Source organism: Actinoplanes sp. NPDC049265 (genome assembly GCF_043197135.1).
GTDB lineage: Bacteria > Actinomycetota > Actinomycetes > Mycobacteriales > Micromonosporaceae > Actinoplanes.
This window is the reverse complement of the sequence record NZ_JBICSP010000023.1, coordinates 82,275-96,331: the sequence shown is the minus strand read 5'-3', so window position 1 is coordinate 96,331 and position 14,057 is coordinate 82,275. Positions and strand designations below refer to the sequence as shown.

The 14,057-nt window shown below is 69.6% G+C and carries 14 protein-coding genes; 11 read left to right on the top strand and 3 right to left on the bottom strand.

Annotated elements, in window-relative coordinates; translation table 11 throughout:
- Positions 1–17: 17 nt before the first annotated feature.
- The 11 genes from ACGFIO_RS37630 (at position 18) to ACGFIO_RS37580 (ending at position 10,630) form a co-directional block, all read left to right on the top strand.
- Complete coding sequence (locus ACGFIO_RS37630) at positions 18–917, top strand: fumarylacetoacetate hydrolase family protein (protein ID WP_392834329.1); 900 nt, start codon at positions 18–20, stop codon at positions 915–917.
- Positions 859–1,815: a TAXI family TRAP transporter solute-binding subunit gene (locus ACGFIO_RS37625; RefSeq protein ID WP_392834327.1), complete on the top strand. Its 957-nt coding sequence runs from the start codon at positions 859–861 to the stop codon at positions 1,813–1,815. Before ACGFIO_RS37630 ends, ACGFIO_RS37625 begins: the two co-directional genes overlap by 59 nt.
- Complete coding sequence (locus ACGFIO_RS37620; protein ID WP_392834325.1) at positions 1,812–2,537, top strand: class II aldolase/adducin family protein; 726 nt, start codon at positions 1,812–1,814, stop codon at positions 2,535–2,537. The genes ACGFIO_RS37625 and ACGFIO_RS37620 overlap by 4 nt, the downstream gene beginning before the upstream one ends.
- Positions 2,530–3,273, top strand: coding sequence for a dienelactone hydrolase family protein (locus tag ACGFIO_RS37615; RefSeq protein WP_392834322.1), 744 nt, complete (start codon positions 2,530–2,532; stop codon positions 3,271–3,273). Before ACGFIO_RS37620 ends, ACGFIO_RS37615 begins: the two co-directional genes overlap by 8 nt.
- 4 nt (positions 3,274–3,277) lie before the next feature.
- Positions 3,278–4,273, top strand: coding sequence for a hypothetical protein (locus ACGFIO_RS37610; RefSeq protein WP_392834321.1), 996 nt, complete (start codon positions 3,278–3,280; stop codon positions 4,271–4,273).
- A complete protein-coding gene (locus ACGFIO_RS37605) occupies positions 4,270–5,382 on the top strand; it encodes an alcohol dehydrogenase catalytic domain-containing protein (RefSeq protein ID WP_392834319.1) in 1,113 nt (370 codons plus the stop codon). The genes ACGFIO_RS37610 and ACGFIO_RS37605 overlap by 4 nt, the downstream gene beginning before the upstream one ends.
- Entirely contained in the window at positions 5,379–6,956 is a 1,578-nt protein-coding gene (locus ACGFIO_RS37600; RefSeq protein ID WP_392834317.1) for a bifunctional 3-(3-hydroxy-phenyl)propionate/3-hydroxycinnamic acid hydroxylase, read from the top strand. The genes ACGFIO_RS37605 and ACGFIO_RS37600 overlap by 4 nt, the downstream gene beginning before the upstream one ends.
- A complete protein-coding gene (locus ACGFIO_RS37595) occupies positions 6,956–8,581 on the top strand; it encodes a CocE/NonD family hydrolase (RefSeq protein WP_392834314.1) in 1,626 nt (541 codons plus the stop codon). The genes ACGFIO_RS37600 and ACGFIO_RS37595 overlap by 1 nt, the downstream gene beginning before the upstream one ends.
- The gene (locus ACGFIO_RS37590; protein WP_392834311.1) at positions 8,578–8,994 is read left to right on the top strand and encodes an SDR family NAD(P)-dependent oxidoreductase; all 417 of its coding nucleotides are present in this window, start codon (positions 8,578–8,580) and stop codon (positions 8,992–8,994) included. Before ACGFIO_RS37595 ends, ACGFIO_RS37590 begins: the two co-directional genes overlap by 4 nt.
- A 32-nt stretch (positions 8,995–9,026) precedes the next feature.
- On the top strand, positions 9,027–9,341 hold the full coding sequence (locus tag ACGFIO_RS37585) for a YciI family protein (RefSeq protein WP_392834309.1): 315 nt from the start codon (positions 9,027–9,029) through the stop codon (positions 9,339–9,341).
- A 227-nt stretch (positions 9,342–9,568) separates the two neighbouring features.
- Positions 9,569–10,630: a hypothetical protein gene (locus ACGFIO_RS37580; protein WP_392834308.1), complete on the top strand. Its 1,062-nt coding sequence runs from the start codon at positions 9,569–9,571 to the stop codon at positions 10,628–10,630.
- Between the two features lie 348 nt (positions 10,631–10,978).
- Here the strand turns inward: ACGFIO_RS37580 and ACGFIO_RS37575 are convergent, their stop codons facing one another.
- The 3 genes from ACGFIO_RS37575 to ACGFIO_RS37565 are packed head-to-tail and all read right to left on the bottom strand — an operon-like array spanning position 10,979 to position 13,967.
- On the bottom strand, positions 10,979–11,461 hold the full coding sequence (locus ACGFIO_RS37575) for a CoA-binding protein (protein WP_392834306.1): 483 nt from the start codon (positions 11,459–11,461) through the stop codon (positions 10,979–10,981).
- Positions 11,458–12,762 carry an O-acetylhomoserine aminocarboxypropyltransferase/cysteine synthase family protein gene (locus tag ACGFIO_RS37570; protein WP_392834304.1) on the bottom strand — a complete coding sequence of 435 codons (1,305 nt, stop codon included), beginning with the start codon at positions 12,760–12,762 and terminating at the stop codon, positions 11,458–11,460. The genes ACGFIO_RS37575 and ACGFIO_RS37570 overlap by 4 nt, the downstream gene beginning before the upstream one ends.
- The gene (locus ACGFIO_RS37565) at positions 12,759–13,967 is read right to left on the bottom strand and encodes a homoserine O-acetyltransferase (protein WP_392834302.1); all 1,209 of its coding nucleotides are present in this window, start codon (positions 13,965–13,967) and stop codon (positions 12,759–12,761) included. Before ACGFIO_RS37565 ends, ACGFIO_RS37570 begins: the two co-directional genes overlap by 4 nt.
- Positions 13,968–14,057 lie beyond the last annotated feature (90 nt).

The window sequence follows — 14,057 nt, the reverse complement described above, 5'->3', positions numbered from 1 at the left end:
GAAAGGGGTCGGGAACCATGCGACTGGCCACGCTGCGAGTGCGGGGTGGAACGCGGGCGGCGCGCCGCGAGAGCGACGAATATCTGTTGCTGCCGTACCCCGACGTGGGCGCGGTGCTGGCCGCCAGCGCGGCGAGCGCGGACGGCGATGAGCGGGTGCCCGTTCTCGAGGCGGTGTTCGCGCCGCTGGTGCCCCGGCCCAACAAGATCGTTTGTCTGGGCCTGAACTACGCCACCCACATCGCGGAGATGGGGCGCGACACTCCGCGCTATCCGACTCTGTTCGCCAAATACGACGGCGCGCTGATCGGCGCTCACGACGCCATCGTCCTGCCGGAGGTGAGCGACCAGGTCGACTGGGAGGCCGAGCTCGGCGTCGTGATCGGCCGTCCGGCCCGCCATGTGGACCGGTGCGATGCCCTCGGTCACGTCGCCGGCTACACGGTCGTCAACGACGTGACCGTCCGCGACTACCAGCGCCGCACCCGGGAGTTCCTGGCCGGGAAGACGTTCGAGTCGACGACGCCGGTAGGACCGGAACTGGTCACCGAGGACGAGTTCGGCGGGGCCGAGCCCGACCTGGAGATTCGGTGTGAGGTCGACGGCGAGGTGATGCAACGCTCACGTACCTCGGATCTGTTGTTCGGAATCGCCGAGATCGTCGCGTACATCAGCGAGATCATCACCCTGCTGCCCGGCGACCTGATCTGCACCGGCACGCCCGGCGGGGTGGGCGACGGCCGCGACCCGAAAGTCTTCCTCCGGGACGGGCAGCACCTGCGCACGGTGATCGAAGGCCTGGGTGAGACGTCCAACGTCTGCCTGCGGGAGAAGCATGTGAACAGGACGGGAGACCTCGATGTCGCAGCAAGAAGGCCCAGTCATCGGCCGATCACTGACCCTGCATCTGCGTGGTGACTGGGGGACCGCCAACCTGCACCGGGTGTGCGGCTGGATCTCGCAGGAGCTCACCGACCGGTGCGGCCCGTTCACCCGGGTGGCGATCTGGAACGGCCGTGGATTCAGCGACTCGGTTCGCGCGGTCGGCCGTGGTGAGGTCGACATCGCGATGACCACCCCGGTCGCGTTCACCACGGCGGCGCTGGCGGGTCGCGGTGTGTTCGGCGGGGAGCCCTTCCCCGACCTGCGGGCGCTGGGCGTGATTCCGCAACGCGACCGGCTCGTGGTCGGGGTCCGTAGATCCCTGGGCATCACCTCGTTCGCCGAGTGGCGCGAGCGCAAGCCCGCGCTGACCCTCGCGACCTCCGTCAACGACGGGATCAACTACGTCGGCCTGGCGGCGCAGGAGGTCCTGAGCCGCTCCGGCATCGACGTGACCGGTTGGGGCGGGCAGATCCTGGGTGACGAGCGTCCGCCCGAGACCCTCGCCCACCTGCGGTCGGGGCGCGCCGACGCGATCGTGCACGAGGCCTACATGCTGCCCGCCTGGCAGGAGATCGGCCCTGACCTGCACTTCCTCGAGGTGGAAGAGGACGTGCTCGACGGCCTGTGGGCGGACTACAGCTGGCCGGCGTCGTCGGTCGAGGCGGGACACTTCCCGGAGTGCCCGGCCTTCCGGACACTCGACTTCTCCGACTTCCTGGTGCTCACCCGGGCCGACCTGGCCGACGACGTCGCGTACACGATCGCCTGGATCCTCGGCGAGACCCGGCACCTGCTGGAAGCGCAATACCAGCACCTGGCCCCGGAGCGCAGCCCCGTCACTTATCCGCTCGATCCGGTGGCGATGGGCGTGACGCCGGTGCCCCTGCATCCGGGCGCCCGGCGTTACTACGACGCACTACCGCGAGCATGACCCCGGCCGAGGCTCGGGAGCTGGTGGTACGAGCGTCCCGCGCGCTCGCCGCCGCCGGCCAGGGCGACATGGTGTGGGGACATGTAGCCGTCCGCGATCCGGACGGACGCGGTGTCTGGATCAAGGCGCCCGGCTGGGGACTCGACGAGGTCGACGACACCCGCCTGCAGCTGGTCTCCTTCGACGGCGAGGTACTCGACGGCGTGGGGCAACCGCACAAGGAGTGCCACATCCACCTCGAGGTGCTGCGGGCGCGGGCGGAGCTGACCTGCTCGGTGCACACCCACGCGTACAGCGCGGTCGCCTTCGCCGCGCTGGACCGGCCGCTGCTCCCGTTGTCGCACGAGGGGGCCCTGTTCGGCGGTGACGACGTGCCGCGATTCGCTGCCACCGGGGCCCTGGTCGGCACACCCGAGCTGGGGCACGCCCTCGCGACCGTGCTGGCCGACGCTCCGGCCGCCCTCATGCCCAGACACGGCCTGGTCGCCGCGGGACGTGGCGTGGCCGCGGCCGTGATGCACGCGGTGCTGCTCGATCGGGCTTGTGCGATTCAGCTGACCGCGCTCGCGGCGGGCGAGGTCAGCATCTGGTCGAACCCCGCCGAGGCGCGCGCCAAACGCGCCGAGTGCTGGCCCGACAGTCAACTGGACGCGGGCTGGCGCTACCTGACGCGCCGGGCCGGTCTCCCGGACGGAACAACGAAGGAAACACATGATGTCTGAACGCGTCCTCAAGACCGAGTGGGTGAGCCTGTCCACCAAGGACGGTCCGATGCGGGCCTACGTTGCCCATCCACCGGTCCGGGCCGATCGGGCTGTTCTCGTACTCCAGGAAGCCTTCGGGGTCAATGACCACATCCAGGACGTCACCCGGCGCTGGGCCGCCCACGGGTATCTCGGGCTGGCGCCGGATCTGTTTCATCGCACCGGCGTCGAGACCCTGGGGTACGAGCAGCACGACGAAGCCATGCCGCTGATCGGGGCGATCGGGGTGGACCCCATCGTCACCGACGTGACCGCGGCGCTCGAATACCTCGCCGGGACCGAGGGCATTCCCGCCGCGCGTACCGCCGTCAACGGCTTCTGCTTCGGCGGCCGGGCCGCTTTCACCGCCGCCACCGCGATCCCGGGTCTGGCCGCCACCGTGGTGTTCTACGGCCCGGGCATCGCCGCCGGCCCGCACGCTGTCGTGGACCGGGCACCGTCCATCGACGCGCCGATCCTTCTGCACGTGGGCGCCGACGATCCCACCATCCCGGGTGACCAGGTCAAGGCCATCGACACAGCGCTGACCCGGGCCCGGGTCGACCTGGAGAGCCATGTGTACGCCGGCGCGGGCCACGCCTTCGCCTGCGACGCCCGCCCGCACCTGTATCGCCCCCAGCCCGCCCGCACCGCCTGGCAGCGTACGTACGAGTTCCTCGAGCGCCACCTGCCGGCCGAAGCCCGAACGAGGTGACCAGATGGGAATCGTCCAGGAAATGATCCGGACCGTTTTCACCGACCAGCCGGACCGCGCGGTCGCACGCGACGAGGACTGCCTGCTGGCGCCGCCGCACGACAGTCCGCTGCCGATGAAGCTGTGGCGCGACCACGATCCGCTGGCGGTCGTGCACTTTCCGCCGGAATACGTGGCGCAACCCTTCGCTCCGCCGCGCGGCGTCTACGAGAGCGACCGGGTACGGGTCGAGTGGCAGACCATGGACAACCGGCAACCCTTCTACCACCGCAACTGCGACGTCGATGAGATCTCTTACCAGATCGCCGGCGATCGCACCCTGATGACCGAACTCGGCGTCGTCGAGCATCGGCCCGGGGAACTCTCCCGGCTACCGCGCGGCGTTGCCCACGACAACTACGGGCGTCGGGAGAGCCACCTGCTCTTCTACACCCCCGCACCGGTGGCCGAGGAGCGCGCTCCGGAGCGTACCTCGGAGGCACTCTTCCCGGTCTTCCCCGGCTGGGAACCGGCGCCGCACAACGAGGCGATCACCCAATGCCTGGGCGCGCCGGAACATGACATCACCGTTTTCCCGGTCGACGAACGCCTGCTGCTCGAACAGGTGCACGCCACCGACGACAGGCTGACGGTTCTGCGGGCCGCCGACGGCCCCGGAGTCACCTGGTTCTACCGCTCGCCGCACTTCCGGCTGGCGAGTGTCCGGCGCTCGGGCGGCGAAGCGGTCGTCTACCAGCGGACCCTGGACGCGGACGAGATCCAGTACCAGGTCAGCGGCCGGCGCGTGCTGGTCTCACAGCGCGGCATCGTCGAGCTCGGACCGGGCGACTTCGTGCGCGTCCCGCTGGGCCTGGCCCACACCAGCATCAGCACCGAGGACACCGAACATCTGTCGGTGTACGCCGCGACCGAGCTGCCCCAGATCGGGCCGACCGCGCGGACCGCCGAGCCGTACACACCGCGGCGACTCGCCGAACTGCGGGACGGGAGCGGACGATGACCTTGATGCTCGCCGCGCGGGCCAGTGCCGGCTCCACCGCGCTCGAGTTGCACAAGATTCCGATTCCCGCCGTCGGCCCGGACGATGTCCTGATCAAGGTGGGCGCCGGTGGCCTCGCCCCAGGCATGATGAAGCTGCTGGCCATCGGCGCTTTCCGGCATCTGCCGACCACCCTCGGCCACGAGGCGGCGGGCACCGTGGTCGCGGTCGGGGAGCGGGCCGCCGACCAGCCCGATGCGCCGGCGGTGGGCGATCGAGTCCGCGTCCACCCGAACCTGAACTGCCGCACGTGCGAGTACTGCCGTACCGATCGCGACATGATGTGCCACCAGCAGGCGATGATCGGTCACGCCGCGTTCGGCGCCGACCCCATGCCGCTGTACGACCGCTACCACGATGGTGGCCTCGCCGAATACGTCCGCGTCCCGTACTGGCTGGTCGACCCGTTGCCCGACGCGGTCAGCTTCGACGTCGGCGCGAAGGTGCACGACCTGGCCAACGCGGTCCGGGCGCTGAAGTGCGCGGCGCTGTCGTCGGCGGCCACCCTGATCGTGACTGCGGCGACGGGGACGATGGGTACGGCCACCATCAAACTCGCGGCCCAGTTCGGGGTCGGTCGCCTCGTCCTGGTCGGCCGTGACCCGGCCCGGCTGGCGGCCGTCCGCCCTCTGGCCGGCCCGGTCCCCACCGACCTGATCGCCCTCGACGAGTTGCCGACGCGGTGGGCCACCACCGGAGGGCTCACCCACGCGCTGCGCTCGCTGCTACCGCGGGGAGCCGACGCGGTGCTCGACTATGTTCCCGACGGACCGGCCACCGCCCAGTCGCTGGCCGCCCTGGCCACCGGCGGCACCCTCGTGCACATGGGCGGGAACACCACGCCGCTGGCGCTGCCGGTCGCAGCCCTGATGGCCGGCTGCTGGCGCGTCGTCGGCACCCGCGCGTGCACCCGCACCGACGCCGGTGAGGTGCTGGGCCTGCTCGCCTCGGGCGCGCTGGTCGCCGACGACCTCATCACCCATCGGTTCCCGCTGACCGAGGCCGTACGGGCGGTGACGGCTCTGCAGAGCCGTACCGAACCGATCTGGATGTCGGTGGTCCGGCCGTGAGCGGCGGCCGCCACCCGATCCTGGTCGTGGGCGGCGGCCCGGTCGGGCTGACCGTGGCCAACCTGCTCGCCGCCCGTGGAGTGTCCGTCGTCCTGGTCGAACGCAACCGGTCCACCAGCGACGAGGCCAAGGCGATCAGCCTCGACGACGAGTCGTTGCGCACACTGCAGCAGGCCGGCCTGGCCGACGCCGTGATGGACATCGTCGTTCCCGGCACCGGTACTCGCTACTTCGACCGCAAGGGCCGGCCACTGTTCCACGCCGGCGGGCCGCAGCCGTACCGGCACGGCTTCCCGTTCAAGAACCAGTTCGCCCAGCCCGAACTCGAACGGGTCCTGCTCGACGCGCTCCGGGCTCGGCCGGAAGCCGATGTACGTCTGGGTACCGAACTGGTGGCCGTGGACGGCACGTCGGCGAGGCTGCGTTCCGGCGACGCGTCCACCACCCTGGCGACCGAGTGGGTTCTGGGCTGTGACGGCGGCCGGTCCACGGTCCGCGAGCTGTGCGGCATCGGCATGGCGGGCACCAGTCACGATCAGCTTTGGATGGTCGTGGACACCACGGGCGACCACCACGACGAGCGGTACGGGATGCACTACGGCCGCCCCGACCGGCCCACCGTCATCGTTCCCGGCCGGGCCGGCCGCTGCCGCTACGAGTTCCGGCTGCGGGCGGGAGAGGGAACCAAAGGACCGGCCGAGTTCGCCACGATCCGCCGCCTGCTCGAACCCTACCGGCGGATCACCGAGGACCAGATCGAGCGTTCGGCCAACTACACCTTCAACGCCGTCACGGCCGACCGCTGGCGCGACGGCCGCCGGCTGCTGCTCGGCGACGCCGCGCACATGATGCCGCCATTCGCCGGGCAGGGGCTCAACTCCGGCATCCGAGACGCCGCCAACGTCGCCTGGAAGATCGCCGAGGTGTGGCACGGGCGGGCCAGTGCCGGCCTGCTCGACACGTACGAGCCGGAGCGGCGGCCGCACGCGAGCGCGATGGTCCGCTACTCGCGATGGCTCGGCGAGGTCGTGATGACCACTGGCCGGCGGCGGGCCCTCGTCCGCGACGCCGCGATCCGTACGCTGCTGGCCGTCCCGCCGGGCCGCCGCTACCTGACCCACATGCGATTTCGGCCGGACGCCGTGCACTCCGGAGGACTGGTCCTCGACACCCACGAGTTGACCGGCACGCTGCTTCCGCAACCACGCGTACTCATCGCCCCCGAACTGCGTCCCGGGCTGCTCGACACCGTGCTGGGCGAAGGCTTCGCCCTGCTCGGGGTGGATACGCCCGAGCCGGCCTGGGCGAGCCTGGACGCCGCCGGCTGGGGTGCCCTTTCGCTGCCGATCCGGCGCGTCGATGTCGTTCTCGGCGACCGCCTGCCGCGCTGTGCCGAGGGTCGCCTGGCCGTCGCCGACGCCGACGGCCGGCTCGAGGGCGCGCTGGCATCCGCGGCAGGTGGCTTCGTCCTGGTCAAACCCGACCGCTACGTCGCCGCCGTGATCCGGCCGGGCGGGGCGGCGCAGATCGCCGACCGGCTGCGCGCGTTCGACCGATGCAAGGAGGCAGTCTGATGGTGCAGGTCAACGTCGAGCCGTTCGAGATCGAGGTGACGACCCGGGACGGCGATCGAGTCCGCGCCGACGTCTACCTCCCGGCTGACCGCCACGGGCCCGTCCCGGTGCTGCTGGCCGCCTCGCCGTACCAGAAATCGTTGCGTCACCTCCCGGCCCACCCGATCTTTCCGTTCATCGAATACGGCCCCATCCAGCTCTACCTCGACCACGGATACGCCTACGTCGCGATGGACGTGCCCGGCACCGGCCGCTCCGAGGGCATCTGGGACCCGGTCTCGCGAGCGGAAGGCGAGGCGATCCACGACATGATCGAGTACGCCGCGGAGCAATCGTGGAGCACCGGCGCGGTCGGCATGATCGGTATGTCGTACTACTGCTGGAGCCAGTGGAACGCCGCGCGGACCCGGCCACCGCATCTGCGCACGATCGTCGCGTACGACGGTGCCACCGATGCCTACCGCGACTGGATGTATCACGGTGGCATACCGTCGATGGGCTTCCTGCTCAACTGGCTCTATCACGCCGTTCTCATGCAGCATCAGGCGAATGGCATCGACTTCGCCGTCGGCGGCAAGGACCGCTTCCTGTACGAGGCGCTGTCCCACCCCCTCGACGACGACTGGCAACGTCGCCGATCGCCGTTCTGGGAGCTGCCCGACGTCGACATCCCGGTGTTCTCGGTCGGGGTGTGGGGCAAGGCGGGTCTGCACCTGCGTGGCAACTTCACCGGCTTCGAACGCGTACGCGGCCCGAAGCATCTGCTCGTCACCCATCCGCCGACCTTCGACCAGGCGCAGATGTACTACTTCGACGAGGAGTTCCACCGCCGCGAACTCCTGCCCTGGTACGACCGTCACCTGAAGGGCGACGACAACGGGGTGATGGACCGCCCCGCCGTGCGTTACTACGTGAACAACGAACGTGCCTATCGGCGGGCGACCACCTGGCCGCCCGAACACGTGCGGGAGACCGCCTTCCACCTCACCGGTACGCACAGCGGGGTGACCCGGTCGTTGAACGACGGCTCGCTGACCGAGGCCAAGCCGGAGTCGGACGACGACCGGACCACCTGGTCGTATCCCGACCCCCGGTGGCTGGCCGGAGTGACCACCTTCGACCAGCACGGCCGGCCCGACCACGTGGCTCGTGTCACGACCTTCACCAGCGCCCAAATGGACCGGGACCGGGAGTTCACCGGCCAGGGGGTGCTCGTCCTGCACACGTCGACCGACCAGACCGACCTCGACGTCGTCGCCAAGGTCTCGTTGCTCCCGGTCGACGGCGGCCCGCCGCTGAAGGTCAGTCAGGGCTGGCTGCGTGCTTCGCACCGGGCGGAGGATCCGGAGCTGACCACGCCGATGCGGCCGTTCCACACGCACGCGGAGGCCGTGCCGCTCGAACCCGGCCACGTGTACGAGCTGCGGGTCGAGCTGCTGCCGTTCTCCGTCCTGGCCCGGACCGGCGACCGGATCCGCCTGGAGATCAGCAACCACGACTCCTGGGTCACCGACGCCCCGATGACCCACTGGTACGGCCGGAAGGTCGGCACCGACACCTATCACCACGACAAGGCGTACCCATCGGCGTTGATCCTGCACGAGCTGCCACGGGACCGGTCATGACCGCACCCGCACCGCCGCCGACTCATCGGGACCGGATCGCGGTGGTCACCGGCGCCGCCCAGGGGATCGGACAGGCCGTCAGCCGTCAGCTGGCCGCCCGGGGCGCCACGGTGGTGGCCGTCGAGCGCAACGAACCGGCCGAGACCTGCGCGCTGATCGAGGAAGCGGGACATCCGGTCGTGGGGCTGCGGGCCGACGTCGCTGATCCGGACCAGACGGCACGGGTCGGCGAGCAGGTTCGGAGCCGCTTCGGCCGATGCCACATCCTGGTCAACAACGCCGGCATCTACCCGTTCCGGACCATCGACGACCTCGACTACGCGACGTGGCGCCGGGTGCTCGCCGTCAACCTCGACTCCTATTTCGTCACCGGTCAGACGATCATGGCCGACGGTGGACTGGTGCGGCTCTGAACCCCGTCCGGCACCCTTGAAGGAGCAGACCAATGTGGTATCTCACCGTGCATCGCTGGCGAGCGGACCAGCGTACGGCGATCGCCGGCGCCATCGAAGACGGAACCCTCGCCCGCCACCTGACCTGGATGCGCGAGCAGCAGATCGCCGGTCGGGTGCTGATGGCCGGCCCGAGCCCCGACCGTACCCTCGGCATCATCGTCTTCGGGCATTTACCCGAGGAGATCGTCCACGAGCTGTGCCGGAGCGAGCCGATGGTAGCCGCCGGCCATCGTGCCTTCGAGGTCACGCCCTGGGACGTCCACCACGTCCTGGGCATCGGTCAGTTCGAGCTACCCGAAGGGTGACATGACCGGGCCTCGCTGCTGACTGCCGGAGCCGCCAGGAGTTTGCCGCTGCGCGCGGGCCTCACTCGGAGACGGTCGCCGTGGACATTGTGTTCCGCCAATGGGTCTGGTGGAGTTCCACCATGGAACCAATCTCGGCCCTGCTCATCCTGGCTGGCAGCCACGGGGCGGCGGCACTGGTCAAGTCACTGACCGGCGTCGATGAGGCCGGTCAGCTCTCCGGCGAGTTGGTCCGGGCACTGGCCGCGTCGGAGTCACACATCGACGAGCGGCTCGACCGCATCGAGAACAGCCTGGACGAACTGCTCGAGCAGGCCTACCGCGTGGCCCTGCGGCGCGGGGTACGGTACCTGCTTGACGCCACGGCCGGCCACGGTTCCACCCGGGAGCAGGATCTTGGCCGTGCCCGGGACGCGTTCGTCGAGGCGACGGCGGCCGCGCGTGGGCCGCTGCAACAGGCGGTCGCCGAGCGGTACCTGCTCCTGGTGCTGTTGGGACTGGGCCGCCGGAATGCGGGGCCGGCCAGCCTGGCCCGGGTCGAGGAGCACGCCATGGCTAACGCGTTCGACGCGCTGCGGACCAGCGAACACAGCCACGAGGCGACCACCGCACTGATGCGCCGCGATACCACGGTGCTCGGCCGGCTGGCCGGCCGCGACCGCCGACGGCGGGCCCGGTACGAGGTGAAGCAGGCCGCACTCGACTCGATCGGGATGAGCGCCCGGCTACTCGCCGAGATGGCGCTGGTCCGCCAGACGCTCGACCTGCCACCGGTGTCGGCCCCACCGGTCGAGCCGATCGTGGACGACGCGGTCTTCGTCGTCACCGTCAAACAGGACCGCTCTGGGGTAACGACCGAAAACCATGAAATATACAACGAATCGGGCGGCCCGCAGGTGTACTGGACATTGGAGGCGGCATCGCTGTGGCCGTTGCGGATAGGGTCGCTGACCGTCACTATGAGCCCGGAACCGGTTCAAGCCGGCGCGCTGGACCCCGAACTGGCCAAGCGAGTCAAATGGGCCGTAGAGAGAGGCGAGTCAATCCACGGACACGCGCAGGTGGAACTGCGCGCGCCGCTGCCAATCCCGCTGACGATCACCAGTCAAGCGGACTCCGATGTACCTATCCACCCCTACGCCAATGACGAGGATTTCACCGTCACCATGGCCGCCGGACAGACGCTCGTGCACATCCCACTGTGGCTGTCGGCGAACGCCCAGTGTCGTTTACGGCTCACACCACAGTACGTGAACCGCACCCTGATCGAGGTGACCTGCCGGTCATGACCCCCCAGTATCTGGCGCGGCTCGGGGCTCCAACCGGCCGGTGCGCATGCGCGGCGGCATGAAATTCGCATGCCCGAGCTGCCGGGCGGCCGTGAGATCTGGGTGCATTGCGCGTCCGGCTACCGAGCCGCGGCCGCCGCGAGTCTGCTGCGCGCCGGTCATCAGGTGGTGCACGTCGACGACTCCTGTCGAGCGGCGCGGGCGGCTGGCCACTGGTCGCGGTGCAGGACCCCTGCATGATTCGCGAGCGAGCGCTGGACGTGCTGGGCGCGCGGCGTCGAGACCTATGTGGCCTGCGATTCGGGGCGGTTGAGCGGACCGAGCCACGGATTCGTACGATCCCACCGGCTATTGCAGGCCGGTGCGGACCGAGGTGATGCGCTGGGTGTTGAAGCCGAGCCAGTGCATCCGTCCGGCGTACCTCGCGTGTTCGACCTTGAGGCAGCGATCCATGACCACCGTGAGGCCGCCCTCTTCGGCGATCCGGGCGCCCTCGGTGTTGATGACACCGAACTGCGTCCACAGCGACTTGGCGCTGATCGCGACTGCGTCCTGGGCGATCTGTGGCAGCGCGCTCGGTGCGCGGAAGACATTCACCAGATCGATGGGCGCGGGTACGTCAGCCAGGCTCGGATAGCTGGTCTCGCCGAGGATCTCGGGCTCTCGGGGGTTGACCGGGATCACCTGAAAGCCGTGCCGTTTGAGGTAGTAGCCGACGAAGTAGCTCGCTCGCAGCGGATTGTTGGACAGGCCCACGATCGCGATGGTCTTCGTCGTGTACAGCAGCTGCTGAATGGTCGACGGGTTCTGATAGCGCGTGAGATCAGTCATCCGGTCACCCCTTTGAACGCCTGCTCCAGGTCCCAGATCAGATCCTCCACCGACTCGATGCCCACCGACAACCGGACCGTGCCCGGGCCGACTCCGGCGGCGCGCAGCTCCTCGTCGCTGAGCTGGCGGTGCGTCGTGCTGGCGGGGTGGATGATCAGGCTCTTGGCGTCACCCACGTTGGCCAGGTGCGACCAGAGCGAGACGCCGCGGATGAGATCCTGCCCGCCCTCCCGGCCGCCGGCGCAGTCGAACGAGAAGACCGCCCCCGCCCCGAGCGGCAGATACTTCTCCACCAGCGGCCGATAGCTGCTGGAGGCCAGCCCCGGGTAGCTGACGCGGGAGGCCAGCGGGTGCGACTCCAGGAACGCCGCGACCCGCTGGGCGTTGGCGACGTGGCGTTCCATTCGCAGTGACAGCGTCTCGAGCCCCTGCAGGAACAAGAACGCGTTCAGTGGGGCCAGGGCGCCGCCGAGGTCGCGAAGAGTCTCGGCGCGCAGTTTCATCAGGTAGCCGTACGTTCCGAAGGTCTCGTGGAACTGCAGGCCGTGATAGGCCGGGGACGGGTCGGCGACCACCGGGAATCGCCCGTTGGACCAGTTGAAGGTGCCGGCCTCGACCACCACGCCGCCGATGGTGGTGCCGTGCCCGCCGATGAACTTCGTCGCGGAGTGGACGACGATGTCGGCGCCCCACTCGATGGGGCGGCACAGGTACGGTGTCGCGAACGTGTTGTCCACGATCAGCGGCAGGTCGTGCTCGTGGGCGATGCCGGCCACCGTCTCGATGTCCAGGACGTTCCCACCGGGGTTGCCGATGGTCTCGGCGAAGAAGGCCTTGGTCCGCGGCTGCACGGCCGCCCGCCAGGCGTCCGGGGTGTCGGGATCGACCCAGGTCAGCTCCACGTTCATCTTGCGCAGCAGGTGCTTGAGCTGGTTGACGGTTCCGCCGTACAGCGCCGCGGACGCCACCACGTGATCGCCCGGCTCGAGCAGCGTGAACAGGGCGGCTGCCTGGGCCGCGATGCCGCTGGCGAAGGCCACCGCACCGGAGCCGCCCTCGAGGTTGGCCACCCGCTCCTCGAAGACGGCCACCGTCGGATTCATGATCCGCGAGTAGGTGTTGCCGTACTCCTGAAGGTTGAAATACGCGGCGGCCGACTCCGGGTCCTCGAACACGTAGCTCGTGGTCTGGAAGATCGGCACCGCGCGGGCGCCGGTGTTCGGATCCGGCCGCTGGCCGGCGTGCAGCTGGCGCGTCTCGAACCCGAAATCGTGGGCTTCCTCGGTGCGAGGTGTGCTCATGCCGGTCGTTCCTCTTCCAGGAAGCTGCGGACGATGGGAATCTGCCGTGCTTCCTCCAGCAGGAAGCAGTCGTGGCCGTACGGTGCGTCGATCAGGTGATATTCCACCGGTTTGCCGGCGGCGGTCAGGGCGGCCCGGACTTCCTCGGACGCGGCCGGCGGATAGAGCCAGTCGGAGCTGAAGGCGATCAGAAGCGTACGCGCGGAAATCCCCGCCAGCGCGTCCGCGAGCGATCCCTTCCCGTACGCGCGGGCAAGATCGAAGTAGGTCAGGGCCCGGGACAGCCGCAGGTACGTGTTGGCATCGAAGCGCCGCACGAACGAGGCCGCCTGATGATCGAGGTAACTCTCGATCTCGAACTCGGGCTGCTCGAGGGTGTACCGGATGTCGTCGGCGGACTGCAGCCGCCGCCCGAACCGCTCGGTCAGCGCGGACGCCGAGAGGTAGGTGATATGGCCGACCATGCGGGCCACACCCATGCCCGCCTCGGGCGCGTGGCCCGTACCGTAGTAGTCGCCGCCCTGCCACGCCGGGTCCCGCATGATCGCCTCGCGGGCGATCGCGTTCCAGGCGACGCCCTGCGGGTGCAGCGCGTGCGTGGAGGCGATCACCACGATCGCGTCGACCTGATCCGGGTATTGGACCGCCCACTGCAGTGCCTGCATGCCGCCGAGCGAGCCACCGGCGACGGCGGCCAGCCGGTCGATGCCGAGCGCGTCCAGGAAGGCCCGCTCACAGCGCACCATGTCGGCCACGGTGACGACCGGGAAGTCCGCCCCGTACGGCCTGCCGGTGTTCGGGTTGATCGACGAGGGGCCGGTCGTGCCCTTGCAGCCGCCGAGCAGATTCGTCGACACCACGTGGAACCGGTCGGTGTCGAACGCCTTGCCGGGCCCGATCATGCCGTCCCACCAGCCGAGGGCCTTGCCGGCGGCGCCGTCGCGGCGCTCCGCCGCGAACCCGTCGCGGGTGCCGGCGTCCGGCGGGGTGATCGAGTGGCCGGCCGCGTGGGCGTCGCCACTGAGCGCGTGGCAGACGAGGATGACATTGTCGCGCTCAGGGGAGAGCGTCCCGTACGTTTCGTAGGCCACGCGTACCGCTGGTAGCTCGTCTCCGCAGTCGAGCCGCAGCGGACCGGGAAGATCGAGGAACCGGGTCTCCACGCTGCCGACCGAGCCGATGGAATCGGTCGAGGGTGAGACCATGCGGGGAGCATAGCTGTACGACGTCTGTGCAGGCCAGTATGTTTGCCGTTAACACCCATGGGCTTGATAGGTCTTAGAGTAAAAGGGAGC